Genomic DNA, 23,418 nt, shown 5'->3' with positions numbered 1-23,418 from the left:
TCGGACTCGTGTGGTCACTCCGCGATGCGCGGGCCCCTCCTGTGGACACCGTGCAAGCTCAGCAAACATGGAGGCATGCTGCATGACTATCGCTACTGTAACGAGACAATCAGGACAGTTCTGAGGATACATTCTAACCGCTCGTCCTTGAGGCCTGCCTGCCGCCATGGCACCCTCGGACAGACTGAGCAGACTTTTCCTCTCCGTATGGCACCCACCAACCCGCGAGCGGGCTCGACGCTGCTCGCGGGTTCGGTTTCAGCCGGCGACTATCGCCAATCGGGATCATCGGCGATGCCGACCTCGCGAAGACGCCGCTCATCGTCGTAGCCGATGACCTCGTAGTCGTCCGATTTCCAGGTGTAGTCGCCGCGCCAGATGTCTTCGATCTGCGCCCAGGAGCCATCGGGCCATATGGCAAAATCCTTCGGGTTCAGCTGGCGTCTTTCTTCGATGCGTGTGGTCATAACCGCTCCTTGTTTCTTGGAGAGAAAGCCTCGCCTTTCGGCGAGGCAGTTCCGGTGTCAGGCGTCGCGCTTCGGGCGGTTCCAGACCAGGTCGTAGTCGCCGTCGGCCTGGCTCGGCCACAAGGCAGCATTGATCGGGAAGGCGAAGCTCGGGTCGTCGAGCTTGACCGAGATGTAGGGTTCGCCGTCGGTGGAGGTAGCGTTCCAGCCTGCGCCGACCTCGGCCATGCCCGCCATCACGCGGAAGTCGGGAGCGTCGCGGGAGGTGCGCTGGATCGGGACCAGGCGGGCTTTCATCTGGACGGTGAGCGTGCGGACCTGACCGGTGATGGTATTGCCGTTGGTGGAGAAGTTGCCGATGATAGCCATTTTCGAGATCCTTTCGGGTTGCTCGGGTCGCGTCCATCGCGACCTCGATGGCTGTCGAAAGGATCGGGGACGATCGGACCGCACCCCTTGGGCCGGAACGCAGTGGAGGGCGGCCGGAGGCGGCTTTCTTGTTTCGCGAGGAATGGCGGCGCAGCCGACAGGGGAAGAAAGTCGGGGGAGGCCGTTGCGGGAAGACGATCGAGGCGCAGCCGGTCTCCGATCAGACATGCCACATCGAGGACGTGGTGGCCGCGCCAGGGTTGACCAAACCGGAAGGGTCTCGGAAATGGCGGGCCGTCATCGTCAGCACCACTTCGCTGCCGACGACAACCTCGTCGGCTCCAATGGGCTGCAGCTATGGGTTCGGTGTGCCCGCCGCAGACGATTGAGCCCACTGCCTCCGATATCGCTCCCTCCGCGTTGCCTGCCGGAGGGTTTTCCTCGAATGCCGGTAGGACGACGACGCCCTCGACGGCACGGAATCCTCCTCTTCCGCAGGCATAGGGGCACCGCTTCCATGCACTCCGCGCATCTAATGCCATGGCAGCGCCCTGCCGCCGGGTTCACCTGGGCTGGAGCCGTCGAACAGATGACTGATGCCCAGCCCGCCTGCCAAGGCGGGGCGCTCCCGGTCTTCCGGGTGCCCCGCCATCCACCATGAGCAAGCGCGATCATTCGCACCCATCTGGAGAAGACAGCGCAGCCGGGGCAACACTAGGGGCGGCGAAGCGCCGACCCGGACAAGTCGATCGTCACCGGCATCGGCGGAGACGGCCGAAGGCTGGCTGCGTGCCGGAGGCATAGAGCGCGGTCGCCGCAGGCGATGGCCAGAACCAAGATGCGGCGAGAGCCTGCCGGTCCCGACGATCCGCGTGGCTCCGTGGATCGACCTACGGCGCGACCTTTGCCTTCGCGCCGCACAGGATGAGCTGCCTGATGTGCGCGCGGACCTCGCGTTCCGTTCCGTAAAATCGATCCTGCCCTTCGGGATAGGCGATCATCCAGGGTTCATCGGCTCCCATCATGGTCGCCTCGAAGAGGTCGCCATTGCCCGCGGTGACGGAAATAGCGCGGATCGGCGATGCCGAAGATTGATCCCGCACCAGTGAAAATGACACCAACCAGCCCGGGCCATGGGAATTTCGCAGCGCCTGCATGACGCCTGTGGTTCGCGCATTCATCCAGTCATCGCGCAGACTGGCTTTCCAGTACCGCCCATGCTCGATGGCATAGGCTCTGATGGCATTGTGCTCGGCTCGGGTGAGCGGACGCAGCTTAGTCATGGGCTTTCCTTTCAGAGGGAGGGACGAAATGGGTGGGTCCGGAGCGGCCGGGCGTCGATCGCGCCGCAGAGCCGCGAAGCGGGCAAGGCGGGATCTGAAGAGATGAAGAGCATCGGAGAAATGAGCATCGCGACGGCCGCTGGCCGGCATTTCGGGAATTCTCGACGCGCCGGCGCGGGAAGCAGGGCAGCCGCAGGAGCCTCAGCGTAGCGCCTCGAAGAGGAGGCGGGATCGACTGCCCCCCGCGGCGGCGCTCCGTGCTCTGTTGAGGACGGCTCCCTACCGCAAGCACCGGCTGATGCCGGAGACGTTGGAATTTCATGGCAGGATTTCGATATTCTGGCACTTTCATGAAAGTCGCAGTCATCGCCAGTGGCTAAGAATTCGACTGCTCCCGGTTCGTTGCAAGGCCGGGAGTGGTCAGAGAGTGGGGTCGTCGCGTCTGGGGGCGTACCAGGAGCGGCGGCCCCGATCTTCCGGGGGCCGTCAGACACCGCACATGCCCTCGCACTCGTTCGGCCAGAGGTCGAGCTGACCGCGATCAGAGGCCGTCGATAGATCGGCCTCGTCCAGCGGCACGCACGAACGATGCAAAAAGACCTCGCCGCGGATACCGCTCATGCCATTGCGTAGCGCCTGGTCGACCTCGATGGCGTCGGCCCATGCCGCGAGATCGTGGTCACGCATGAAGCGCCAGCGTGCATTGTCGTGAAACGGGCAACCCACGCAAGCGCTCTTTGGCGGATCGGGATAGCCGTGGCGGCGCAGCCAGCAGAGGCACTCGTACCGGCTCATGCGCTTTTCGATCAGCGGAAAGCGCTTGACCTGCCAGGGCTCGAAGCTGGGCTTCGCCCGCACGATCTCGTCGCAGCTGATGCCGATCCATTGCTCCACGACAGCATGATCGGGCGAGCGCTTGCGGGTGAGGCCGGCGAGTGCCCGGACCTTTCTCCGGATCGGGACTATTTTATAGTCCGTCGTGCATTGCCTGCGGATCATGCCGATCGACACGGTCTCGCGGGCTGTCGCGCGCGTGCCGATTTCGATCAGCTCGCCGTCATGGTCTTCGTCGTAGACGGGGACGACCACACCAGCGGGCGTGACCGTCTTGGCGAAGGCCGGGATGGACGCCCAGCGTTTGCCGTCGCCGGCGCCGATCAAGTCGTCACGAATGTTCCCGGCGGACACAATATGAACCGGGAACGGCAGCACATTGCCCGACATCAGCCATTCGAGATGGTCATAAACAGCCTGCGGCTCCCAGCCCGTGTCCGCGAAGATGGCACAATCAGGCATCGGGCCGATCTCGCCGTGAGCGGCCATCAACGCCAGCGTCGTGGATTGCACGCCCGCACCGAGGCTGAGCGCGCGAAGGCGAATGGCGGAAGATCCTTCCTCCGCCGGATTGAGACCAAGCGGAGAGAAGAGCATCAATGTCCCTCCACGAATTCACGGTCCAGCCAGCGGCGAAGATCGCGACGCATGATACCGATGGGACCATTGACCTCGGTGATCCGCGCGTCGCCGACGATATGACCGCGTTCGCGGAACAGGTCGACGAGGTGGCGCATGACATCGAGATAGAGATGGCCACCGACGAGGGCGACATCCGAGAAGGGAACGCGTCCATAGCCCGTCAGCGTCGCGATGTGCATTCCGGGATGCTCGCCTGAGGCCATGCCGCGGCGCCTGGTCTTCTGCTTCGGCCATCTCGTTCCGAGATCGCCAGCCTTCATCTCGGCCGCGATCGCCGGCGTCATGCGCGCGTCATACATTTCGATCGGCGTGGCTGCGGCCCGGAACCCCAGGCGGGCGGAGAGGAAGGCGACCTTCGCCTTCTCTCCACGCGGGTCGACCGATCGCAGGGTCTGCCACAGGGGGCCGTCATAGCGTTCGATGGCCGGCATGTAGGCCGGGCCGTCGCGCTTCGTTGCCGAGCAGGCAAGGATCAGGAGACGGTTTGCGGGATGAGGAGCCATCATGCTGCCCTACCAATGAAAAGCGTTTCAACATCTTCCTTTGCCGGACGGCTTTTATGTCCGAGGATGTTGGAAGGCAGGAGACTGGGTATGGCTATCATGCTGGCCGCCCTTGATGGCTCGGGAGGCAGATCCGCCCGGTCTCCACACCTGACCCGACCGCTGATTAGGCTCTGCGATTGATCGCTGTGTAGGGCGAGGACGGCGTGGGAAGGTTGCCAATTTAAGGAGGACCCTTCAGGGAGGAAGCCATGCACTTCTACGTTGGCGTCGATGCCGCCAAGGACATTCATTGGGCCTGCGTGATCGGCGCGGACGCAAGGCCTGTCTTCAGCCATGCCGTCAGGAACGATCCGGAAGGAATCGCGGCGCTGATCGGCGAACTGTCCGTGCTGAACGCCGAAAGTATAACCGTCGCCCTCGACCTGCTGGGCGGCTGTGCCACGCTGTTGTGCGCGATGCTGGCCGAAGCTGGCATGCGGATCGTTCATACACCTGGCCTGGCGGTCAACCGCGCGCGGCAGGGTATGCGCGGCGGAGAGAACAAGTCCGATCCTCGCGATGCGGCAACCATCGCCGATCTCGCGCGAACCCGCACCGACCTGCGGCCGGTCGAGATCGAGACCGAGATCGATGTCGACATTCGCTTGCTCGTCGGTCGGCGCCGCGAAGTCGTTGTCGATCAAACCCGACGCCTTGCGCGCCTGCGTGATCTTCTCTCCTCGCTCTTTCCCGCGCTGGAAAGGCGCATCGACGTGAAGACAAAGGCCGGCCTCGTCTTCCTGAGCCTTTTCGCCGCTCCGCACGAGCTGCGCGGCGCCAGGCCGCATCATCTCGTCCGCGCGCTGACGAAGGTCTATCCCCGCATGCGGGATGCCCAGTCCATGGCTCAGGACGCCATTGCTCTGGCCAAAGCTCAAACCATCAACGTGCCAGGCGCGCAAACCCGGGCCAAGCTGGTCCAGGACCTTGCCGGCGAGGCGCTGGCAGCCCGCGCCCAGCGCGACCGTATCGACGGCGATCTCCAAGCGCTTCTTGAAAGCCACCCTGACGCGGCCCTCATCCTTAGCCTGCCAGGGATGGGGGCCGTGCTCACGGCAGACTTCATCGCCTGCGTCGGTTCCACCCGCCGCTTCCGTTCGGCCGATGCGCTTGCAGCCGCAGCCGGCCTCACTCCGGTCCTGCGCCAGTCCGGAAAATCCAGAACCGTCCGACGATCCACAGGCGGCAACAAGACCCTCAAGCGTGTCTTCTTCCAATCCGCCTTCAACGCTCTCGCAGACCCGGAAAGCCGAGCCTTCTACGATCGGAAACGTGCCGAGGGAAAGCGTCACAATCAAGCCGTCATCGCCCTCGCACGCCGTCGCGTAAACGTCGTATGGGCAATCCTCCAGACCAGAATGCCATTCAGCCAAAACTTCAAAAATGCAGCTTGACGAAACCATTAGGCTGCCTCCCGCTCTTCAGCCGTGGCCGGCTGCAGTCCGTGAAGATAGGCGACGGCGCGCTGCGCGTGCGCGGCGGCGGCGAAGATCGCCCGCTTGTCGTCGCACAGCACCTGCAACCACGACTGAAGGTATGAAGCATGATCCGAGCGCGGCTCCAGCTCCGGCGCGATGCCGAGATCGGCGCAGAGGAAGCAACTGCCGAGTTCGGCGATCAGTTCTTCGCGGGCGCGCTCGCTGCGATCCTTGCTGTAGCGGCTGAGATCGCGGCCGACGCGATGCGCTGGCGCCGTCCAGTGCGTGGCCTCATGGCTGAGCGTTGCCACGTAGGAGGCCGCGTCCCTGAAGCTCTCGACGAATGGCATCTGTATGTGGTCGGTCGCAGGGCTGAAGAACGCCCGGTCGCCACCATGGCGTATATGCGCGCCGGTGTTCCGGAAGAAGCGATCGGCATGCTCGATCCGCTCGACGGGATCAGTAACAGGCGCTGCGGATTGATAGTAGCGGTCCGGCAGCCCGTCGATCTGCGCAACGTTGAAGACGGTATAAGCCTTCAGGAAGGGGATCTCGCGCTCGATCTCTCCGCCATGTCCGTCGGACTCGGACTTGTTGAAGCGGCTGGCGAAGACCACGGTCGCGCCGGACTCGCCCTTACGCACGGCTGCGCCAAGCTCCAACGCCTGCTTGAACGTCATCCACATCGGCGAGGAGAACCCGCGCGCAATGGTCTCCGACCACAGGAGAAGGACGTTCATCCCGCTATAGGGAAGGCCGTTGTGCCGCAAAGGTCGGGTGATCCGGCCTTCCATGTTGGACGCGCGCCACGGCTGGACCCATGGGCGGACACCGTTCGAGAGGTCCTCGACGATCCTGTCGGTGATGCGCGTGTAGATGTCCACGCGTTGCGCTTCGGTCTTTTTCCTCATTTTCCTTACCTCCGTTCCAGAGGTCGCGCCTATCGCGACCCCGTCACGGCGGTCCGGAAGCCGGAACCATAGGGGGACGGTGCACGCGAAGCGCCGGAACGAAGTGGAGGAGGGCGAAGCCCTTGCGCTGAATCCCGGTTCCGGCAGGACCGAAGCCGGACGGGTCGCGACGGCGAGCGCTCCGCGCTTTGGCCGCGACATAGAAATGCCCACCAACGAGGTGGGCATCCAAGCCGCTCACTCGGCGGGATTTATGCGGGTAGGTCCGCCTCCAGATCTTTCTCGATCCGGCGCGTTCGTCCCATCCAAGGCTCCGGGCGAATGGCCTTCACCCAGTCCGCAAACGACGGGATGAGGCCGAGATCCTCGACGACATGCTGCTCGCCAACCCATCGGGTCGGAATGATCCGGCCAGTCGAGAGCCTGATCGTTGGGCCGAAGATCGTCTCAGCCATGAATATGCCTTCTGCGTGGTGCCGCAGCGCACGGTGACGAAAATCGGCGGTGATCTCCTTACTGGCATCGAACCAGGAGTGGATCGGCATGTAGTCGTCAACTACACCGCCCCATTTCTTCACAGAGGAGAGGGAATGGTGATATGGATGCGCCATTGCCATACTCCTTAAAACTCATGAGAAGACTGTGCGCTCTCGATAAAGCGCTCGTTAAGATCAAGCAAAATGGTTCGCTTCGCGACATCGAACACGAACTCCCCGTAAGCACCTTCCCCGTCCTGCCACCCGCCGTGACTCTCGCCGAGGAGATCATAGATCATCGTTTCGATCGCGCTTTCCAAGGACTCGCTGGACTTCCTGCAGTTGGCATCGACGAGCACGACCGTTGCATCAGGCAGCTCAACTGGCTCGTCAGCTATTCTCCCCTCCATCTCCGTGATCTGGCCACTGTCCCCATATCCGTCAAATGTCACGACGACATGGGTCAGCCCCTGTTCCAACAGAGCTGCGAAAACGGCACTCTTGTTTCGAGAATGAATGTCTTCACCGTTCATTTGAGATTCCTTTTCTCCTCGGAAGCCGCGTCCATCGCGACCCCGTCACGGCGGTCCGCAAGCCGGAACCATAGGGGGAAGGCGCACGCGAAGCGCCGGAACGAAGTGGAGGAGGGCAAGGGCCTTGCGCTGAATCCCGGTTCCGGCAGGACCAAAGCCGGACGGGTCGCCTGGCACTCGCCTTTCTACCTTTTCCTTTCATGTCCTGATCTGGCGCCGGAACGACGAAGCTGCTATATATCTGACCATCTGACTAGGTGAAGCGAATGGGCAAGCAGACACAGCTTTCTGGAACGAACCGGCCGGTGAACCCGACAGTGAGCGGGCGGTGGAAACTTGAGGACGCGAAAGCACGCTTCAGCGAGGTCGTCCGGCATGCTCGTGAGGACGGTCCGCAACGCATAACCGTTCGGGGACATGACGCTGTCGTCATCATGAGCGTCGAGGAGTTCGAGCGCCTGTCACCTGCTGCGCCTCGTGTACCGTTCGTCAACTTCATGGAGGCATTGCATCTCGGCGGACTGGATCTCGACCGCGAAGCCGACCACGGTCGGGATGTCGAGCTGTGAGAGGCTGGCTACTCGATACCAATGTGGTGGCCGCGCTGATCAACCCGCAGGGCGCTCCCTCGGTCAAAGCATGGGCAGCAAGCCAGGACGAGGAGACGTTCCATCTCAGCATCCTGACACTCGCCGAATACGACAAGGGCATATGTAACCTGCCGAACGACCATCCCGATCGCTCGCGCTATATCGCATCGAGGGATGCTCTCGCGGATCGGTTTGGCGATCGCGTGCTTTCCCTGCGCGACGAGGCCGTGCGGCTCTGGGGACGCATATCGGGAGAGGTCAAGAAAGCCACCGGGCATCCGCCGCCCGTGATCGATACGCTCTTGGCGGCGACCGCAATCGAGACTGACCTTTATCTCGTCACGCGGAATGTGAAGGACACCCGCCATTCAGGCGCGGTCGTCTTCGATCCATGGGCCGACGATCCGGCGGAGTTTCCGCTGAGTCAAAAGTCCAGAAAACCACGATAGCGAGAAACCGCTGACCGGGGTTTTCGACCGACTATTGCGGTACATCCAAGCCTCGGCGACCAACTCTGCGGCGGTCAATGGGTGCATGAAGGAAAAAGGCGGGGCCGAAGCCCCGCCTGATCGCTCAACCCAGCGCGTCCATCTGCGCTTCGGCCGCCTTGCGGTCGAGCGTCTGGCCGGGATTGTCGACCGGACGATCGAACGGCTTCCAGCTTTCCCCGACGGCGTATTCGTAGGCTGCAACCGCACCTTCGGCGGCCATGCGGAGCGAGAATGCCTGGACACCCATGTCGGCGGCGAATTCCCGCTTGCGCTGGGCGGAACTGTCGTAACCGACAATGCCGTCCCGGTCGTCGTCGCGGGCGTCGCTGGCGGCCTTGGCCGTAGCGTCGCGGGCTTCCGTCACGGCGCGCGAGTAGAACTGGCCGGCGCCATGGGCGGATCCGACGTAGGCTCCGACGATGCGCTGCAGGTGGATCTGCATCGCGCGCTCTCCGAGGCCTTCGGACAGAGCGTCGACGGTTTCGAGGATGAGACGCTCGTGCGTGTCGCGCACGCCGTCGCCGTCGACGACGGCCGTCCCGAAGCTTTCGGCGATCCGCATCGCCTGGGCGGCATCAGGGCAGGTCAGCCGGACCATTTCGAGGGTTGCACCCTTGCGGAGCTGGACGACGCGGGCGGACGGGCGGGAGGTTGCTGACTTGGCCATTTTCGATTTCCTTCTGGTTTTCTCCGAAGGCTTGCGCCGGCCCCTTGCCGGAGCGCCCTTCGGTGCGGTCGAGAAAAGCCGGTGGTCAGACGGTCGCTTTCACAGGTCCGGGGCGCCTGAGCGAGAAAGGCGGGCTTGCGGTCAAGCGGGGGCACAGCCCCTGCGCGGGACGCGGGCTCGCCTTGCGAAGGGAGGGTGAACCGGCCGCAACGCGGCGCGCAGCGGCCTTGAAACGACCGGCCGCCGGATTACGACCGTGCAGAACCGAAGGGTGCTCCGGCAAGGGGTTGGCTCATCGCCCGAACCGAAAGGAAATCGATGGTCGCGAACGTCCTCACCCTGACGCCTCCCGCGCCGATCAGCGACTCATGGTCTAACCCGGTCCGGCCGAACCAGATGCCGCTGGCGATCAGTCCTGATCGCAATGCGAGGGGCAGACGTCCTGTCGACTAGCATTGGCGGCGCGTGGCCACGCTCGACTGCCTCGTCCTGAGAGTCCCCGACAAGGCCGAAGGTATCCTGAAGGTGCGCTTGCAGCATCCCGACCGATCGCACCGGCCTTCGCCAGGACCATCATGGCGCGGGGCACTCAGGTCCTGAGTTCCTACTCCGAGATGCCCATGGCTGCGCGGGCTCCTGCAGCAGCGCGACGAGTTCCTCGAACAGCTCGGCCTTGTGATAGGCCATTTCGCTGAACACCTCGGGAGCGTCGCCCGCCGGCCCGGAATAGGCAGCATCTGCGCGTTCCCATGCCTTGATGACGTAGGTTTCGCCGGCATTGTCGGAATCGGGAAGCGCGCCGGTCCAGTCCTCGTCGGCGATGGCCAGACGGCAGGCGTCCTCTACGGTGTCCGCAGAGTGCGTCCCCTGGCGATAGTTCGGCCCGCGGTACATCGTTTCTATCGTACAGGTCTTCATGGTCTCCTCCGTGGAAACTCGCAATGATGATGGGGATGGACGCCGGCACTGGGGGCGGCGCTATAAGTCGAGGATGAACTGCCCGCCCTTCGGCGGCGCTGGAGCGCCAACCGGACCAGGACATTTGCGAAGAACACCGGCGGCGAGTGCGGCATGCTCACGATCGATATGCAGCTCGGTGGCGCGATGCCCGGACGGCCGGAGGCACCATCTCCCGACGCCCACCCTGCAGGTAGGGCAGGGGACGCGGGTGACGGGATGGTCCGGCCAGGTTTCGCCGCAGCGGTCGCAGGAGAAGATCATGACGGTCTCCGCCCGGCAGGTCGCTCGCGCAGAGCCTCGATTGCCCGGTCCTGCCGGGCGAGCTTGCGCGATAGCGCATCGATCTCCTGCTGCCGCTCGGCCGTGATCGCGGTGAGGTTGGCGCGATAGCGGGCAAGGAAGGCGCCCGCCTCCAGCGGCTGGCCTCGCCGATAGGAGCGCCGGCGCGGATGCAGGTGCGGAATGACCGCTGTCATCCTGCGAATAATCTGCCGGTCGATCAGGTCGAGCTGGTGCTGGGTCTGCCGGCGTGCCTCTTCCATGCGGGACAGCAGCGAGCGGCAATCGGAAAGCGAGTTCATGACGCTTTCCTCCGCTCCCATCCGACGAAGGACGACGGGCCATTATCGGTGGCATGACACCCTTCATCGATAACGAAGCCGAAGGGCCCGCGTCCTTGGTATTCTGCCTTCGGCGCCAGAAACCGCCGCTCCACGACATTGGCGCCACGTCGACCGCCGAGGACGGCGACCACTTCGATCATGCCCGGATGATGGCCGGAGGTGATCGCCGACGCGACGATCCAGTCGCCGGCATGACGGCGCTCGAAGGCGTGGCGGTCCTTGCCGCTCGATTCTCCCGGCTGAAGCGGACGTCCGAAGATCGCCTCCCATTCGTCCGGCCATTTGTCCTTGATCATGCGCTCCGCGAGCTTGCGCTCGTAGGTGGTGAACAGGTCGGGGAAGTTGAAGGTGACAATCGCCCAGGCTTCATCCTCTTCGTACCAGCCCGAACTGATCCGAAGGGACCGGACGATCCGCTTGTTTCGCTCGGCGGAGAGGCGAAAGCCGCCATGGCCGGCGGTCATGTGGGCGACAATGCCCTCGGCATAGATCGTTGCAAGCTGGGATGGCCCCCATGGCGTGCTGCAGACCATCCGGGTCTGGAGACGCTGAAGTCTCGACAGTTCGCGCTGGTGCTGCACGGTTTCAAAAACACGCGACCGGAAAGCGACCTCATCGGCAAGTTCGCCATCATGTCCATAGAAGTGCTCGCGCCGCAACGTCGACAGCGGCTGCGCCAGGCGCCAAGCGCTGGCGAGGAAACCGCCACCGGCGGCGCGTGGCAGCATAGCGAGCAAGAGATCGCCCAACCGGGCGACCGGAAAGCCTTCGCTGCTGGAGCCGAACTCGACCCGTGTATCCTCAAGGGTCGAGGTAGCATCGTCGGGAAGATCGGACGCGTTCATGCTGCTGTTCTCCCCTCTACATGGTCGGCCGCCAGCTCGTCGGCGGTGACTTCGACCGTGAAGGCATCGGAAAACGCAGTGTTGTCAGCGAGCCAGGAGCAGGCAGCAGCCCGGTCATCGGCGAGATGAAGGATCAGTGCGGCGGGATCGTTCCGCTCGAAGATCCGCACCGATCCGATCTTCGGGCGCGAGGCAATTCGGAAACGATAGGCAAGGCCGGTGGAAAACGTACGAAGGTCGTTTTCGCAACGGAGCATAAAGAACGGCGCAGCGCCGGGGCAGTCCTGGCCCGTCTCGCCGAACTTGCGAACGAGAAGGCCGGCGCCGTTGTTGCGCTTCCAGTGATAGAGCGTCGCCACATGGTGTTCCGGGGGACGGGGGTTTCCATCGGACCATTCGACGACGGAACCGATGGGCGCGAGCGGGATGATCAGGTCCGCATTCATAGCGTTCTCCTGCAGGATCGTGGTTGCCGGACACACCTCCGCCACCGGTGATGCCGGCAGCGAAGGTGTCGAGCGGGAAAGGGAAGCGCGGCGGCCTATTCGGCGGCGATCGAGTAGGCGGTTTCTTCCTCGATGACGGTCTCCTCCGCCGGGGTGTCACCATCCGCATGGGCAGCGCCGGCATCGATCACCGCGGGGGCGGCTTCAGCGGTGGAATCGCCGTCTCCGTCGCCCTCGGATTCGTCCTCATCTCGGGACTCGCCTTCACCCATGGCTAGATCGCGAGCCTTGAGGAGGTAGGAAAGCTCGCCCAGTTCCGGTGCAAAGCGGGCTGCAGGATGGACGAACACCCCCTCCTTGTAATGCTCGACAAGCGCGGTGCGCGTTTCGCGGACACGCTTGCCCGGAAGGATCGACACTGCGGCGCAGGATGATTCCAACGCCGGGCGCGACAAGCATTCCACGAACGCTTCCGTCGCCATGTTCGCGATGAAACTGTCAGCACCGATGGCATCGCCGGCGATGCGCGCGACGACACCGCTACTGGTGTGGCCCCTACGGCAAGACAGGGTGTCGATCAGCGCGGAACGGGCGGCGACGCGCAGGGTGTCCACGTCGAAGTCGAGCTTGCCGTTTTCATCGAGCAGCATCGCGGCATGCCGGTTGAAGCGGCTCGTCCCGATAAGACCGTCGGAGGAAGGCGACTGGACGTTCACATTGGCGCCGGCGAAGGCGAGAATGAGCAGCGCCATCAGCGTGTCGTCCTCGATCGGAGCACGGCCGAGCGCCTCGCGGAGCGCATCTGTGCGGAAATCGCCGATGATCTTGTACCCATCCTGCGTCACGTCGGGGCGCGGTTTGGTAACAATCACCTCGTCGGCGCCTGAGACCGCGCCGGAGCCGTCTTTGCCGGCCTTGGCTTTCGCCTTCTTCTTCTCGTCGGGCATCCGGTAATGCACGGTCTGCACCTTGCCGGTGCGGTCGAGATACATGGCGGTATGGTCGGATTTCTGCGGCTTGGTGTAGACCTTCTCCGCCTTCTTCGGAAGTTCCGGCTCGCCGTAGCTGTTGACTTCTACAATCGCGCCCCGCTTCGGCAGATTGCTCGTCATCCATTCATGCTGGGCGCCAAGGTAGGCCTCGACATTGGTGGTGTAGCGGTTGTCTTCGTTGCCCGGCGCAAACAGGTCTTCGGCCCATTCGATGCCGTACGCCGCGGCGAGATCGTCACCGAAGCTGGCATCGCGCGCGAACATGCGCCGCTTGTTGAGCGCGCTGGCGATGTACGGCCAATGTGCCCTCTCGCCCTTTCTCGGCTTGTTGGCCTTCCAGACCTCGCCCTGCTCTTCGAGGCTCGCCGCCGCAATGAAACGCAGCTGCTGCTCGTTCGGCATATCGCCGAGCGTCATCTGTTCGAGCATCGCGGGCAGGACGTTGGCGAGCAGCCGCAGCTTGCGGACCTGGCGGACAGGCAATGCCAGCGCCATGGCGATCGCTTCCTCGCTCCAGCCTTCCGCGACCAGGCGCTCGATGCCACGCCACTGGTCGACCGCGTTCAGGTCTTCGCGTGCATAGTTCTCGACCATGCTGCTCATGGCGCCGTTGTCGTTGGCCGCTTCCTTGACCAGAACCTCGATTTCGGCAAGACCGGCGGCAATCGCCCCGTCCCTGCGGCGGTGGCCGTTTTCGATCATGAGACCGTTTCCACCGTCCGGCCCGGTAAATACGATCGGCGGCTGGATGATGCCGACCGCCTTGATGGTCGCGGTCATCAGAGCGTCGGCCTGGGGCGACGACTTGGTGCGGCGGGCCGTGTTCGGGTTGTCCAACAGATCGCGCGGATCGACCTTCATGATTTGCATGGGATGTTCCTTTCCGGGGGTACGGACGCGGCCCTCTTGCCGGTCCTTCTCGTGTCTTCTTTTTTCCGAAGACACCTCCCGGACCGCGGGGCGGCCGGACCGGTGCAACTGCGGCCGAGCGTCCCTGCAGCGATGGACAAGCGGGGCCGACGGCCCTGCGAAGGACGAGTTGCCGGGATGCGCAGGCGGCGGTTGAGCGAAGCGCCGCTGGGAGGACCGATCTGCGATCGGGTTTCCCTTTTCTGTCCCTTTCCTTTCTTCTGTCCTGCCCTGGCAGATCGCTTGTTCGCCGGGAAAGTCAGACGACCTGTCTTGACACGACCATGGTGGCGGAGCAGGGAGCACCTTGCGCGTCTTCAGCACCGGCGCCGCGCAGTTCGAAGCGGACGCTCAATAGGTTCTGGTTCTTTGACTAGTCATCTTGCGATCCCGCTATCAAGAGGGTTCGATGAAGAAGACAGCAGACATCAAGGCGCCGAACGCGATCGACATCGAGGTTGGCCGGCGCATACGCCAGCGCCGACAGATGCTTGGCTTTAGCCAGAGTATCCTTGCCGAGAATCTCGGCGTCACGTTCCAACAGGTGCAGAAATATGAAAAAGGCACAAATCGCGTTGGTTCGAGCCGACTTCAGAATATCGCGCGCTTCTTAACTTGTCCGGTCGCCTATTTCTTCGAGGGAACAGACCAGATCGCACGGGAGGATGGGAATGTTGAGGGGAGCAACGTGACCGATTTCGTGATGTCGAGCGAGGGGCTCCAGCTCAACCGCGCCTTCCTATCGATATCGAACGGAAAAGTCCGACGACGGTTCGTCGCCTTGGTCAAGACCCTCGCGAACGATCAGGACGCCGCAGACGCTAGCGACGCTCTCGATCCGTAATTGCCGTAGTGATCGATGACTGCGTAGGAGCCAACCTCTACCGACGCATTCGCGAAAAGCTGGACCGATAAGCGGCGATAGCTATCGGCAAAAAAAATGGGCCTGCGAAACCGCGGCCCATTGAAGTGTGAAGGTCAAAACCTCCAGAGGGGAACAGCTGACGCGGCGGCACTGGGAGGAGAAAGACCGCCATGTGCATCAACTGCAAGCATAATGCCCGTTTCTTGACCATCTGGAAAACATTTATTGTGCAACGCAGCTATGCGGCGGCTGCGTTGCTCCCGTCGTGATCGTCGCCGGCGCTATGCCGCCTGCGCGACCGGCTCGGCGGTGGCGCGGGCTTCGGCGGCCAATGCTTCCTCGACCTCCTCCAGTTCCCGGCGCTTTGCGGCAAGTTCGTCGGCGAAGGCGAAGGTGCCCGTTTCGTGCGCGCGATACGAGGCGAGCCGGCGGTTGGCGTCTTCCAAATGCTGGCGCTGGCGGTAACGCTCGCCCGCGAAATCGTCGAGCGCATGTTCGAGACGGGAGATTGCTCCGAGCGGCGTGACGGTGACCGGCAGATCGACCTCGTAGTCGGCGCCGGTGCGTTGCAGGACGGTGCGGTAGTGATACGCGTCCTTGCCGAAGCGCTCTCCCTCGTAGATGACGTCGAAGCCGCCGATCGACCCGAGCTGTGCGTCGCCCTCGTGCTGAAGCTGGACGAGCGTTAGGACCTCCTTCATCACCGCGCGCCCGGCGTCCTTGCGCTCAACGTGCCGCTCCCCGAGAACGGTCATCGTGAATGCCTCGCCTGATGTCGGCACCAACCGCGCGATGTCCTTGCCGATCTCGTCGATGCGGCGCGTAGCAATCTCGATATCGCGTTCGGCTTCCCGCAGCCGCCGGCGGACCGAGAACAGGTCGTCGTCATGGGCGGCGCGCAGGCGCTCGAGGCGGGCGATATCGGCCTCCAGACCGGCCTTTTTCATCAGCCGTTCGTCGCCTGACGCGATCGCCTTGGCCATCGCAAACTGGTTGGCGGCACCCTCACCGAGATCTTCCAGCCGGCGGATCGACGTATCGCCGGAGAGTGCGGCGGCGATAAACCGGGCCTTGCGCTCGTTGTTCTGCCACATGCTGGCGTCGAGACTGCCTTGCGTCGCATAGGCGAAGATGTCGACGATATCGTGCTGGTTGCCTTGGCGGACGATGCGGCCCTCGCGCTGCTCGATCTGCGACGGCAGCCACGGCACGTCGAGGTGATGAAGCGCCTTGAGCCTGAGCTGGGCGTTGACCCCGGTGCCCATCATCTCGGAGGAGCCGATCAGGAAGCGGACGCGCCCGGCACGGACGTCGCCGAACAGCCGTTGCTTCGCCTCGGACTTTTTATAGTCTTGTATATAGGCGATTTCGCTGGCGGGCACGCCGAGCCGGACCAGTTCGTCGCGAATCCAGCGGTAGGCCGAAAAGCCCCGCGTCTTTTCCACGTTGATCGTACCAAGGTCGGAAAAGACCATCTGCGCGGCGCCGGGCAGGTCGTAAGGCTTCCCATCAGGACGCAGGAAGACCTGATCCGCTGTTTCCTGCCAGATCCGGAAGGCATTCCTGACAAGCAGATTGAGCTTGTTGTCCGGCTCGTTGTCGTTGGCCGGCATGACGAGGCGCAGGTCGATCGCCGCATGGCGGCCATCGGTGATGACCGAGAGCAGGATATCGTCGCCCGGCTGCGCCGGTCCCTCGCGCATCTCGATCGCCTTGATGCGGCTGTCGAGGATCTGCTGGTACATCTTGAACGCCGCGGTGGGTGTCGCGGTGACGATCTGCCGTCCGCCGGTGGAAATGGCCGGAACACGGACATATTCCCGGAGATCGGCGGGCATCACGACGTCCGCAAAGGAGCGGAACATCGAGATCAGTTCCGGGACGTTGACGAAGCTGGCAAAGCGCGAGACCGGCTTGTATTTGCCCGAAGGCTGGATCTCCAATTCGGTGGTCGTCTCACCGAAGGTGCTCGCCCAGGCGTCGAACTCATGCAGGCCGCGTTCATGGAGAGCGTCGTAGCCGAGCAGGCGCTGGACGGAGAACATCTCGCCGAGCGTGTTGGTGATCGGCGTGCCGGAGGCGAGAACGAGCGCGCGGCCGGGGTTCTTCGTTTCGATATAGCGCGACTTTACGTAGAGATCCCAGGCGCGCTGCGAGCCGTTCGGGTCGATGCCCTTCAGCGTCGACATATTGGTTGCAAAGCTGAGCTTGCGGAATTCCTGCGCCTCGTCGACGACAATCTGGTCGACGCCGATTTCCGAGATGGTCAGCAGATCGTCCTTGCGGGTGGATAGCGCTGTCAGCCGCTCCTCCAGCCCTTCCTTCAATCTCTCTAGCCGCTTGCGCGACACGCGGTCGTCGGCCTCGACCCGGGTCAGCAGTTCCTCGTAGAGCTGCAACTCGTCCTGGATCATGCTCTGCTCGAAGGCGGAGGGGACGGCGATGAACCTGAAGGCGGAGTGGGTGATGATGATCGCGTCCCAGGTGGCCGTCGCCGCCCGGCTGAGGAAACGCGCGCGCTTGTCCTTGGTGAAGTTGCTCTCGTCGGCGACGAGAATGCGGGCGGATGGATAGAGCGCCAGGAATTCGCGCGCCGCCTGTGCGAGGCAATGGCCGGGTACGACCAGCATCGCCTTGGCGATCAGGCCGAGACGGCGCTGTTCCATGATGGCGGCCGCCATGGTCATCGTCTTGCCGGCGCCGACGGCATGGGCGAGATAGGTCGCGCCATCTGCAATGATCCGCCAGATGCCGCGCTTCTGGTGAGCATAGAGCGTGAACGCAGCGGAGGCGCCGGGCAGCTGGAGATGCGAGCCGTCGAACTTGCGCGGCGCAAGGTTGTTGAAGCGCTCGTTATAGACGCCGGCCAGTCGGTCGGTCCGCTCGGGGTCCGTCCAGACCCAGCGCTCGAATTCCGTCTTGATCTTCTGCAGCTTCTCGCGCGCGGCTTCGGTATCGACGACGTTCAGTACCCGCCGTTCGCCGCCGGCGTCCTTGAAGGTGTCGAAGATCTGCGGCACGCGGCTGTTGAGCGCATCGGCGAGCAGTTCGCCGGCGTGTCGGCGGCTGGTGCCCCATTCCGACGTGCCGGCGGCGCGATAGCCGAGCTGGCGCGCTTCGACGGTCCAGGAACCGAGTTCCGGCATATGGTGGATCTTGATCTCGACGTCCATCGTCTGCTTGACGAAGGCGACGACATCGGCGGCCGGGATCCATGGCGCGCCAAGACGCGCGGTAATATCCGAGGGACGCAGAGGCGAAGGCTGGACAGCCACCAGCGCGCGGACATTGCGCTCAAAGGTCGGATCGAGCGCCGCAGCGACTTCAGCGGCCGCAAGCTTGGTGCGGACCGGGCCGGAGAGATAGGCGTCAGCGGTCTGCCACGCGCCGTCCGCCGGGTTCTGGAACACGGTGTCACCGAGCTGGTCGACCACCTTGTCACGGTCGCAATGGAGTAGCTCGGCGATGTGGTCGAGGTCGACGCGGCCGCGCTCGTTGAGCACGACGGCAAGCGCGTCGCCGGCATTCGTCACCACCGGCGGGGCAGGGGGCGCGATCACCCGCTGCGAGAAGATCGGACCGGGTTTGGCCGTGTCGGTGTCGAGGTCGTAGTCCTCGATGGAGGCTACCAGCCAGCAGTCGGGATCGTCACGAAATGGCTGGAGGTTCGGCTGGCGATGCGTCTCGCGGGTCTCGCCGGAGTCCACATCCTCGGTAATGCTGACGGTCGTGTGGTTGATCGGCCCGAAATCCCTGACGAAGCTCGACCAGGCGATGCGCAGCCGCACCTGCAGGTCGCGCCACGGCCGGCCGGTCTCCTGCGCCTTCAGCACCTCGCGCACGGCGTCGCGGACAGCTATCAGCTTCTGTACGATACGGACGTGCTTTTCCGTCAGACCGTCACCGACACGGCCCTTCCTGACCTTAATCACGACGGGCTGGCCGTCGACGATCTGCATCAGGCCCTGCCTGTTGTCGACGAAGTAGCTGCCTTCGCGAACATTGGCATTGCCGGGCCGCAGGTCGACAATTTCCGTCAGCTCCTCCTCAAGATCGAGATCGATTTCGGTCGGCTCGCCGTCATAGATGTCTTCCGGCAGACGGCAGATGGCAGCGTCCAGCACCTCGGCGGGATCCTCGCCCGCCCGCGCCCGGCAGGTGTAGGTCTCGCCGAACGGACCGGAGGTCAGCGCATGGGTACCGAGAACCATGCCGGGATTGTCTGCGAACCAGCGATTGACGCGGATGGCGCCTTCGTCCTCCGTGGCGGGGCAGACTTCCTCGATATCGAGCCACGACGTATCGCCCTCCGGCTCGCCGGCTTTGCGCTTGCGGAAGAAGAGGATATCGACGACGGTGTCCGTGCCGGCGTCGCGGCGGAAGCTGCCTTCAGTCAGGCGGATAGCCGCGATCAGGTTGGCCGATTTGGCGATATGCACCCGCGCCGTGGCGTCCGCTTTGTCCATGGTACCGCTGCTCGTCACGAAAGCCGCCAGCCCACCGGGTTTCAAAAGGTCGATAGAGCGGGCGATGAAGTAGTCGTGCAGACGAAGCGCAAGCGGTCGATAATGATGGTCGGAGCGAACCGTCCTGTCGGAGAAGGGCGGATTGCCAATCGCGAGATCGTAGACGACGCCGAGATCGGTGCGGGCGAAGTCGCCGTTGACGATGCGCGCCTTCGGCTGCAGCAGCCGCACGATGCGGGCCGTGACCGGATCGAGTTCGATGCCCGTGACATGGCTGGTGGCGCGATAGGTCGGTGGCATCAGCGCGGGGAACAGCCCCGTGCCGATGCCCGGCTCCAGCACGCGGCCGCCGCGCCAGCCGAGACGCTGCAGCCCGGCCCACATCGCCCGCACGATGAATTCGGGTGTGAAATGCGCATATTGGGTGCAGCGGGCGAGCGAGGCATAGTCCGCCTCGTTGACGGCCGTCTCCAGAAGGCTGCCGAGATCGTCCCAACCCTCGCGGAACTCCACCTCGCCCGGACGGCGGAACATGCCGTTGGCAAGCTCCGACGCGCCGAAGCCGGTGAAGCGAATGAGTTTCTGCTGTTCCTCCCGTGTCGCCGGCCGGTCCTGTTTTTCAATTTCGCCGGCGATGAGGATGGCGCCGACGTTCGCCTTCGCCCGTTCCTTCCAGCCGGCGGCGAGACCGCGGCCCTCGTCGTCGAGGAAGAAATTGCTGCGCGCGCCCTGTTTGCGCGGTGCCGGCTTACGCGCCGCGGCGATCGGTAGAGCCGGGGCAGGGGCGGGCGGCGTCGGGTCCGGATCGTCGTCATTGGCGGCGAAGGGATCGTGGCCGCTGAACCCGGTCATGCCGAGGCCGAGGCCCAGGCCGGACGTCAGCGCGGTGTTGCCGAACATGTCGAGCGTGAAAGGATCGTTGCTCATCGAGATCTCCTTGTGAGCAGGCGTGCGCCATCGTCCGCGGGAAGGGGTTCCGGCAGGTGAGGGGCGCTTGTGATGGGACGAGGGGGGTGATGCGGTCGGAAGCGGAGCGATGTCCTTCCTTCTTCAGACCTTGTCTTGCACGATCCGGAGCCCGCATCGCGGGCAGCCGGTCAAGGGCCGCTTCAGCGGCAACGCCTGCCCTTGACGGGCCGGACGCGCATGCGGGAAAGGCGCTTCTCCTTTCCTTTTCTTCTCCTTTTTTCACCGGCCGGCGGTCAGGAGCTGGCAGGCGACGTCCGAGGAATGACTAGGGTGATGCCTGCTTCCGCCTGTGCTCCTCCAGAATCTTTTCCGAGGCGGCTTTCGCGCGTGCCCGTGATTGCGCGGCGCGTGCGGGCAGGTCGCGGGTCTTGACGTCCTTCAATTCCTCGACGTCTCTCATCACGGTTTCCCTGGCGATGTAGCTCCAGATGTTGGCGGCCAGTTTCGGGTTCTTGAGCGAGCGCCGGTAAACGGCCACAGCGACCTCCGTGGCATCGTCCATCTCGAAGCAGGTATCGAAATGTCGGGTATGGCCACCTTTCCGGGAAATGACCGTCGCGGCATAGTTGACACGTCCGGCGAAGTTGTCGGTGCGGTAAACGCTGGGCATGGATATGCTCCTCAGTGTGGGGGAAAATGGTCTGTCGGAGTGAATGGGCGAGGCTCACGCGTCGCGCTTCGCCGCGAGCCAGTCCTCGTAGCCGCGTCGAGTGTCGCCGTTCGCAACCTCGTACTGCCAGTCCTCGATGGGGAACTGGCGTTCCGGTTCCGATCCGTCCGGATCGAGGTTCGATAGAGCGTCCTCGGCGTCGGTGAACGTCATCATTTCCATGATGGCGACAGCTTGCATCCAGGCCTTGCGGCTTCGGGGATCCCGTTCCTCGTAGAATTTCCAGGTGTCGGGCACCTGGTAGCCTGTGCCGATCAGCTCGGCCAAGAGGTAGCGGGCAAGCGCGTTCGTTTCCTCGACGATCTGGCTATCGCTACGCCCCTGCAGGGCGGTTAGGATAGCCGCGAGAAGCTGATCGACACCCTCCTGCAGCTCGTCACCCTCGAAACCGGCAATGAAGCGCTCCGCGCGATCGAGCGCCTGAAGGAGGAGAGGCGAAGGCGATGCGATCCGCGGGCATCGGACCTCCTCCAGATCGACGACGGTGACGACACCGTCCGGCGCCTCGACATTGTAGACGTTGGCTGAACTGGCCGGGCGCCGAACGATCTCGTGCGCCTTGCACGCCGCGTCGATCGGCGATGCGGCGTCATCGATGTCGATGTCCCATGAAACACGGTAGGTCATTGGCGCTTCTCCCGATAATCCGCCAGCTTCCCCAAAACCTTGACCGCGGCCTCCTCGGTCGATCCTGGAAGCGCTGGGCCGCGGTCCGTCCAAGCCAGAACCTCGATGACCGCCGGCACGAAATCGTGGTCGAACGGCGTCGGCGGTCCGACCAGGCGCTCGCGCAAATGATTGTGGATCTTGAGTGCCAGACCCGCGACCTGGATGGCCCGCCGGCGCATTCCAAGCGGTCCCACCAATGCCCAGACTTCGACCATCTTATGCACGCTTTGCGAAATCGGCTCATCATTCATGAACCGATCGTTGAAGTCGAGCATGGCTTCCCAGCAGGCGAGCGTCGTCTCCAATCGCCGTTCATCCTTGTCGACTTCGACAGGAACAGGTGCGCCGAAGGACTCGACGAAGCGGCGAATCCTGGTCAGAGAATTGTGCCCGCGCGGGTCCAGGATGAAGTTCTCGCTCGGGAACTTGCCGTCCCGCTGCAGGTCGATGACGTCGCGCATCCGCTTGACGGCCGGTTCGGCGCCGGCAAGATCGGGAACGCCCGGCGATCGCCTGATACCCTCGGCCGGTCGCTGGATCTCGGTCTCGGCGCGCATCTCCTCGAAAAAGTCGTCGCTGTTCCTGCCGGCAATCTCATTCGCCGTCACCAGCATGATGTTCATGCCGAAACTGTCCGGGTTCTGCGAGGGATGCCGATACCACTCCAGCACCCTGATCTCTGCCAGGGCCGTGGAGCGTGCAACGATATCTTTCAGGATGAACTCCCAAGATGTTTCGCTCAGGTCGACCGCAACCGTTTTTCCCGGCTCGTCCTCTTCGCACCAGGATTTCCAGACCCGCGCGATGATCCGGTTGATCTCGCTATGCGCAACAGCGCGCGACATCATATAGGCATTGGTGAGTTCGTGTGCCGGGATGCGCAAGTGGCTCGCCACGCCGCGGTCGCTATAGAGCAGCAGACCGCTGTCGGTCTCGCCGGCGTCGAAGACATGCGAGAGCACGAGGCGTTCAAGCAGGGTCATGTCGTCGAGCGGGATCGCCGGCGTGATGACGACGGTCGTTTCAAGGTCATTCATGGGTTTCTCCTTCCGGAAATGGAAAACCCGGCGCTATTGCCGGGCTAGTCGATGGTTTCGAGATGCAGTTGGGACGCCTATTCGGCTTCACCTGCCGGTTATGTCGCGTTCACGCGGCGGCCACGTCCGGCAGGTAGCGCAGATGCACCGGGAGCTTGGCGGCGATCTCCTCGTCGGTCATGGCTTCGAGCAGTTTCGGGACGCTGCCCAGTTTGCCACCGAAGAAGTGAACAGTGCGCCGGCCGCGCGATGCATGAGGCCAGCGATAGTCGGCGTAGCCGCGATAGAGTTCCGCAGTGCTGCTCCAGATGTGCTCGAGACGTTCCTCCCGCGTCATCGCCTGCACCGGCCGGCTCTCGCGTTCGATGATGGCGAGACGCATCCGCTCGACGGAGACATCGTCGGAAAGATCGCAGTAGCCATGGAAGTAGCGGATGGCATCATCGATGCGCAGCGCGAAAAACACTGATGTCACCGATCCGGTGAGGAATTGCCAGAGCGCGAACATCGAGCCACGGATCCAGAGGGGCGGCTCCACAGCGAACATATAGTCGTGCTCGGCCTCGCCGATCTCGAACCATTCCCCGGCATAGAGCACTGTTGCGTCATCAGCGCGGCGGTGGACGCGCCCGGCATGGCGGTCGAACATGCGATACATCTGGCGGCGGTCAGCAATGCCCTGGAAAACCTTGCGGATTGCGGGTGCTGTGGTCATGTACGGCTCCTTCGGGGTTGTCGGAC

General features: G+C 63.6%; 23 protein-coding genes. 4 read left to right on the top strand and 19 right to left on the bottom strand.

Translation table 11 applies throughout. From position 1 onward, the window contains the following. Positions 1–269: 269 nt before the first annotated feature. The 5 genes from VGN93_RS30860 to VGN93_RS30840 form a co-directional block, all read right to left on the bottom strand. Positions 270–467, bottom strand: a complete 198-nt coding sequence (locus VGN93_RS30860; protein ID WP_064334759.1) for a hypothetical protein — start codon at positions 465–467, stop codon at positions 270–272. Positions 468–524: 57 nt separating this feature from the next. Beyond that, positions 525–836 carry a DUF736 domain-containing protein gene (locus tag VGN93_RS30855; protein ID WP_064334758.1) on the bottom strand — a complete coding sequence of 104 codons (312 nt, stop codon included), beginning with the start codon at positions 834–836 and terminating at the stop codon, positions 525–527. 890 nt (positions 837–1,726) lie between these two features. Continuing rightward, on the bottom strand, positions 1,727–2,119 hold the full coding sequence (locus tag VGN93_RS30850) for a hypothetical protein (RefSeq protein ID WP_064334757.1): 393 nt from the start codon (positions 2,117–2,119) through the stop codon (positions 1,727–1,729). Positions 2,120–2,605: 486 nt separating this feature from the next. Beyond that, the gene (locus tag VGN93_RS30845) at positions 2,606–3,550 is read right to left on the bottom strand and encodes a hypothetical protein (RefSeq protein WP_064334756.1); all 945 of its coding nucleotides are present in this window, start codon (positions 3,548–3,550) and stop codon (positions 2,606–2,608) included. Then, positions 3,550–4,098: a hypothetical protein gene (locus VGN93_RS30840; protein WP_064334830.1), complete on the bottom strand. Its 549-nt coding sequence runs from the start codon at positions 4,096–4,098 to the stop codon at positions 3,550–3,552. Before VGN93_RS30840 ends, VGN93_RS30845 begins: the two co-directional genes overlap by 1 nt. 251 nt (positions 4,099–4,349) lie before the next feature. On the opposite strand from VGN93_RS30840, the gene VGN93_RS30835 reads away from it, so the two are divergent. Further along, positions 4,350–5,534, top strand: coding sequence for an IS110 family transposase (locus VGN93_RS30835; protein ID WP_159599700.1), 1,185 nt, complete (start codon positions 4,350–4,352; stop codon positions 5,532–5,534). 8 nt (positions 5,535–5,542) lie between these two features. Here the strand turns inward: VGN93_RS30835 and VGN93_RS30830 are convergent, their stop codons facing one another. The 3 genes from VGN93_RS30830 to VGN93_RS30820 form a co-directional block, all read right to left on the bottom strand. Next, the gene (locus tag VGN93_RS30830; protein ID WP_064334755.1) at positions 5,543–6,469 is read right to left on the bottom strand and encodes an ArdC family protein; all 927 of its coding nucleotides are present in this window, start codon (positions 6,467–6,469) and stop codon (positions 5,543–5,545) included. Positions 6,470–6,720: 251 nt separating this feature from the next. Next, a complete protein-coding gene (locus VGN93_RS30825) occupies positions 6,721–7,080 on the bottom strand; it encodes a DUF6915 family protein (protein WP_064334754.1) in 360 nt (119 codons plus the stop codon). A gap of 11 nt (positions 7,081–7,091) precedes the next feature. Next, on the bottom strand, positions 7,092–7,478 hold the full coding sequence (locus tag VGN93_RS30820) for a DUF6878 family protein (protein ID WP_064334753.1): 387 nt from the start codon (positions 7,476–7,478) through the stop codon (positions 7,092–7,094). Between the two features lie 266 nt (positions 7,479–7,744). Between VGN93_RS30820 and VGN93_RS30815 the strand changes: the two genes are divergently transcribed. Together VGN93_RS30815 and VGN93_RS30810 are read left to right on the top strand one after the other, a co-directional pair. Continuing rightward, on the top strand, positions 7,745–8,047 hold the full coding sequence (locus VGN93_RS30815; RefSeq protein WP_064334752.1) for a type II toxin-antitoxin system Phd/YefM family antitoxin: 303 nt from the start codon (positions 7,745–7,747) through the stop codon (positions 8,045–8,047). Continuing rightward, positions 8,044–8,517, top strand: a complete 474-nt coding sequence (locus VGN93_RS30810) for a type II toxin-antitoxin system VapC family toxin (RefSeq protein ID WP_064334751.1) — start codon at positions 8,044–8,046, stop codon at positions 8,515–8,517. Before VGN93_RS30815 ends, VGN93_RS30810 begins: the two co-directional genes overlap by 4 nt. A gap of 124 nt (positions 8,518–8,641) precedes the next feature. Here the strand turns inward: VGN93_RS30810 and VGN93_RS30805 are convergent, their stop codons facing one another. The 6 genes from VGN93_RS30805 to VGN93_RS30780 form a co-directional block, all read right to left on the bottom strand. Continuing rightward, positions 8,642–9,226, bottom strand: coding sequence for a hypothetical protein (locus tag VGN93_RS30805; RefSeq protein WP_064334750.1), 585 nt, complete (start codon positions 9,224–9,226; stop codon positions 8,642–8,644). Positions 9,227–9,799: 573 nt separating this feature from the next. After that, positions 9,800–10,144 carry a hypothetical protein gene (locus VGN93_RS30800; protein ID WP_064334749.1) on the bottom strand — a complete coding sequence of 115 codons (345 nt, stop codon included), beginning with the start codon at positions 10,142–10,144 and terminating at the stop codon, positions 9,800–9,802. Positions 10,145–10,443: 299 nt separating this feature from the next. Continuing rightward, complete coding sequence (locus tag VGN93_RS30795) at positions 10,444–10,767, bottom strand: hypothetical protein (protein ID WP_064334748.1); 324 nt, start codon at positions 10,765–10,767, stop codon at positions 10,444–10,446. Then, positions 10,764–11,654: a DUF7007 domain-containing protein gene (locus VGN93_RS30790; protein ID WP_064334747.1), complete on the bottom strand. Its 891-nt coding sequence runs from the start codon at positions 11,652–11,654 to the stop codon at positions 10,764–10,766. Before VGN93_RS30790 ends, VGN93_RS30795 begins: the two co-directional genes overlap by 4 nt. After that, the gene (locus VGN93_RS30785; protein WP_064334746.1) at positions 11,651–12,100 is read right to left on the bottom strand and encodes a hypothetical protein; all 450 of its coding nucleotides are present in this window, start codon (positions 12,098–12,100) and stop codon (positions 11,651–11,653) included. The genes VGN93_RS30790 and VGN93_RS30785 overlap by 4 nt, the downstream gene beginning before the upstream one ends. A gap of 95 nt (positions 12,101–12,195) precedes the next feature. After that, positions 12,196–13,962, bottom strand: coding sequence for a ParB N-terminal domain-containing protein (locus tag VGN93_RS30780; protein WP_064334745.1), 1,767 nt, complete (start codon positions 13,960–13,962; stop codon positions 12,196–12,198). Between the two features lie 448 nt (positions 13,963–14,410). Between VGN93_RS30780 and VGN93_RS30775 the strand changes: the two genes are divergently transcribed. Then, on the top strand, positions 14,411–14,845 hold the full coding sequence (locus tag VGN93_RS30775; protein ID WP_064334744.1) for a helix-turn-helix domain-containing protein: 435 nt from the start codon (positions 14,411–14,413) through the stop codon (positions 14,843–14,845). A gap of 302 nt (positions 14,846–15,147) precedes the next feature. Here the strand turns inward: VGN93_RS30775 and VGN93_RS30770 are convergent, their stop codons facing one another. From VGN93_RS30770 to VGN93_RS30750, 5 genes are all read right to left on the bottom strand, one after another. Next, a complete protein-coding gene (locus VGN93_RS30770) occupies positions 15,148–20,259 on the bottom strand; it encodes a DEAD/DEAH box helicase family protein (protein WP_242224977.1) in 5,112 nt (1,703 codons plus the stop codon). Between the two features lie 307 nt (positions 20,260–20,566). After that, the gene (locus VGN93_RS30765; protein WP_064334829.1) at positions 20,567–20,911 is read right to left on the bottom strand and encodes a hypothetical protein; all 345 of its coding nucleotides are present in this window, start codon (positions 20,909–20,911) and stop codon (positions 20,567–20,569) included. A gap of 54 nt (positions 20,912–20,965) precedes the next feature. Continuing rightward, the gene (locus VGN93_RS30760) at positions 20,966–21,598 is read right to left on the bottom strand and encodes a hypothetical protein (RefSeq protein WP_064334828.1); all 633 of its coding nucleotides are present in this window, start codon (positions 21,596–21,598) and stop codon (positions 20,966–20,968) included. Next, complete coding sequence (locus VGN93_RS30755) at positions 21,595–22,623, bottom strand: hypothetical protein (RefSeq protein WP_245337562.1); 1,029 nt, start codon at positions 22,621–22,623, stop codon at positions 21,595–21,597. The genes VGN93_RS30760 and VGN93_RS30755 overlap by 4 nt, the downstream gene beginning before the upstream one ends. Before the next feature lie 163 nt (positions 22,624–22,786). Beyond that, the gene (locus tag VGN93_RS30750) at positions 22,787–23,392 is read right to left on the bottom strand and encodes a DUF1419 domain-containing protein (RefSeq protein WP_064334826.1); all 606 of its coding nucleotides are present in this window, start codon (positions 23,390–23,392) and stop codon (positions 22,787–22,789) included. Between the last annotated feature and the right edge of the window lie 26 nt (positions 23,393–23,418).

This window comes from Shinella sp., assembly GCF_035998705.1.
Classification (GTDB): Bacteria; Pseudomonadota; Alphaproteobacteria; order Rhizobiales; family Rhizobiaceae; genus Shinella.
Note: the sequence above shows the minus strand (reverse complement) of the source record. Positions and strands in the feature narration are given on the sequence as shown.

Coding starts and splice junctions, on each gene's coding strand:
- VGN93_RS30860 (WP_064334759.1), bottom strand. CDS start 467: ATGACCACACGCATCGAAGAAAGACGCCAGCTGAACCCGAAGGATTTT.
- VGN93_RS30855 (WP_064334758.1), bottom strand. CDS start 836: ATGGCTATCATCGGCAACTTCTCCACCAACGGCAATACCATCACCGGT.
- VGN93_RS30850 (WP_064334757.1), bottom strand. CDS start 2,119: ATGACTAAGCTGCGTCCGCTCACCCGAGCCGAGCACAATGCCATCAGA.
- VGN93_RS30845 (WP_064334756.1), bottom strand. CDS start 3,550: ATGCTCTTCTCTCCGCTTGGTCTCAATCCGGCGGAGGAAGGATCTTCC.
- VGN93_RS30840 (WP_064334830.1), bottom strand. CDS start 4,098: ATGGCTCCTCATCCCGCAAACCGTCTCCTGATCCTTGCCTGCTCGGCA.
- VGN93_RS30835 (WP_159599700.1), top strand. CDS start 4,350: ATGCACTTCTACGTTGGCGTCGATGCCGCCAAGGACATTCATTGGGCC.
- VGN93_RS30830 (WP_064334755.1), bottom strand. CDS start 6,469: ATGAGGAAAAAGACCGAAGCGCAACGCGTGGACATCTACACGCGCATC.
- VGN93_RS30825 (WP_064334754.1), bottom strand. CDS start 7,080: ATGGCGCATCCATATCACCATTCCCTCTCCTCTGTGAAGAAATGGGGC.
- VGN93_RS30820 (WP_064334753.1), bottom strand. CDS start 7,478: ATGAACGGTGAAGACATTCATTCTCGAAACAAGAGTGCCGTTTTCGCA.
- VGN93_RS30815 (WP_064334752.1), top strand. CDS start 7,745: ATGGGCAAGCAGACACAGCTTTCTGGAACGAACCGGCCGGTGAACCCG.
- VGN93_RS30805 (WP_064334750.1), bottom strand. CDS start 9,226: ATGGCCAAGTCAGCAACCTCCCGCCCGTCCGCCCGCGTCGTCCAGCTC.
- VGN93_RS30800 (WP_064334749.1), bottom strand. CDS start 10,144: ATGAAGACCTGTACGATAGAAACGATGTACCGCGGGCCGAACTATCGC.
- VGN93_RS30795 (WP_064334748.1), bottom strand. CDS start 10,767: ATGAACTCGCTTTCCGATTGCCGCTCGCTGCTGTCCCGCATGGAAGAG.
- VGN93_RS30790 (WP_064334747.1), bottom strand. CDS start 11,654: ATGAACGCGTCCGATCTTCCCGACGATGCTACCTCGACCCTTGAGGAT.
- VGN93_RS30785 (WP_064334746.1), bottom strand. CDS start 12,100: ATGAATGCGGACCTGATCATCCCGCTCGCGCCCATCGGTTCCGTCGTC.
- VGN93_RS30780 (WP_064334745.1), bottom strand. CDS start 13,962: ATGCAAATCATGAAGGTCGATCCGCGCGATCTGTTGGACAACCCGAAC.
- VGN93_RS30775 (WP_064334744.1), top strand. CDS start 14,411: ATGAAGAAGACAGCAGACATCAAGGCGCCGAACGCGATCGACATCGAG.
- VGN93_RS30770 (WP_242224977.1), bottom strand. CDS start 20,259: ATGAGCAACGATCCTTTCACGCTCGACATGTTCGGCAACACCGCGCTG.
- VGN93_RS30765 (WP_064334829.1), bottom strand. CDS start 20,911: ATGCCCAGCGTTTACCGCACCGACAACTTCGCCGGACGTGTCAACTAT.
- VGN93_RS30760 (WP_064334828.1), bottom strand. CDS start 21,598: ATGACCTACCGTGTTTCATGGGACATCGACATCGATGACGCCGCATCG.
- VGN93_RS30755 (WP_245337562.1), bottom strand. CDS start 22,623: ATGACCCTGCTTGAACGCCTCGTGCTCTCGCATGTCTTCGACGCCGGC.
- VGN93_RS30750 (WP_064334826.1), bottom strand. CDS start 23,392: ATGACCACAGCACCCGCAATCCGCAAGGTTTTCCAGGGCATTGCTGAC.